General features: G+C 70.1%; 1 protein-coding gene. It reads right to left on the bottom strand.

What is annotated here, in order from left to right:
* Positions 1-21: 21 nt before the first annotated feature.
* A complete protein-coding gene (locus AB0J68_RS32060; protein WP_363942613.1) occupies positions 22-1398 on the bottom strand; it encodes a cellulase family glycosylhydrolase in 1377 nt (458 codons plus the stop codon).
* Positions 1399-1583 lie beyond the last annotated feature (185 nt).

The raw sequence follows: 1583 nt of genomic DNA, 5'->3' as shown, positions 1-1583 counted from the left end.
GGCCCGGCCACCTGGCGTCGGTCAGCTTGCCGTGCAGCTCACCTCCGGCTTGGGGTTGGTGCCGGTCCAGCTGCCGATGAAGCCGAAGCTGGCGCTGGCGCCGGCAGCCAGCCGGCCGTTGTAGTCCACGTTGCGCGCGGTCACCGTGGATCCGCTGCTGGTCACCGTCGCGTTCCAGGCCTGGGTGACGCTCTGACCGCTGGCGAGGGTCCACCGGGCGGTCCAACCGGTGATCGCGCTCGTGCCGGCGGTCACCCGCACCTCGCCCTGGAAGCCACCCTGCCACTGGTTGAGCACCGTGTACGTCGCCGTGCAGCCACCGACGGGCGGTGGAGTGGTCGGCGGCGGCGTGGTGGGCGGCGGGGTCGTCGGCGGAGGCGTCGTGGGCGGGGGCGTGGTCGGCGGCGGGGTGCCGCCGAAGACGCTTGCCTCGCGGGCGGTCTGCCGGATGCCGTTGGCGCCGTTGAAGACCCGCTGCCCCCAGCTGGTCAGGCTGGCCGGGTTGAACGCGGTGGCCATGTCGAGGTACTCCACGCCGCCCCCGTTGCCGCTCCACGACCAGCCCAGCCAGCCGATCCCGTTGGCCTGGCTGTACGCGAGGATGGTGTCCTCGTCCGGGTCACCGTCGGAGTGGTTGAAGCCGAACTCACCGACCACGATGGGCAGCCCGGCCGCCCGGAAACGGCCCAGGTAGTCAGTGATCTCGGCGGCGGTGTCGAAGACGCCGTACATGTGGATGGAGAAGACCGTGTTGCGGGCCGGGTCCGCCGCGAAGACCGCGGCGGCGTTGTCGCGCATGGTGAACGACCAGTCCTGCCCCCAGTTCGGGGCGTCCACCATGATCGTGTGGGTCAGCCCACCGGCCCGCAGTCGCTTGATCGCGTTGGCGTTGTCGGTGGCCCACGAGGAGTAGTTCTGGTTGCCGTACGGCTCGTTGCCGATGTTGACGATGACGTACCGTTCCTGGCCGACCAGCACATCCTTCAGGCTGAGCCAGTAGTCGACGGCGCGGTCCAGCGTGATCGCGCCGCTCTGCTCGCCGTAGCCGGTGGTGTCGTGCACCTCCAGTACGCAGATCAGCCGGTTGGCCTTGCACAGCGAGATGACGTTGGCGACGTCGGCGTTGGTGTTGCGGGTCCACCGGTCGCCACTGGCGAGCACCACCCGCACGGTGTTCGCGCCGAGTGCCTTGACGTTCGCGAACGTGCTGGTCTGCTGCGGATACCAGGTGTGGGCGTGGTTCACCCCACGCATGATGAATTGGGCGCCGTTGGCGTCGTACAGCTTGCCGCCCGCGACGGAGAAGCCGGCCGCGGCGTGCGCCGGCTGGCTGAACGCCAGCACGGCGAGGAGCAACGCGAGCAGGGCCGAGCCGGCGGCGGAGAGTCGAGTCTTCATGGCCTTCCTCAGGGAGGACCCCCGGTGCCCGACAGGGGTGGGACGTGACAGGGGAAGGCGGCTGCAGCCCGACAGCCGCCGCCCGGCTCCCGGCGACGCTCGCATCAGCCTAGGGCGATGGATCAGCCCTAGCAACCGGTTCAGTAGCCTGGTCAGGGACGCGGACAGCCGTAACGGCCCGCGTG

The organism is Micromonospora sp. NPDC049580 (assembly GCF_040675595.1).
Lineage (GTDB): Bacteria > Actinomycetota > Actinomycetes > Mycobacteriales > Micromonosporaceae > Micromonospora.
Note: the sequence above shows the minus strand (reverse complement) of the source record. Positions and strands in the feature narration are given on the sequence as shown.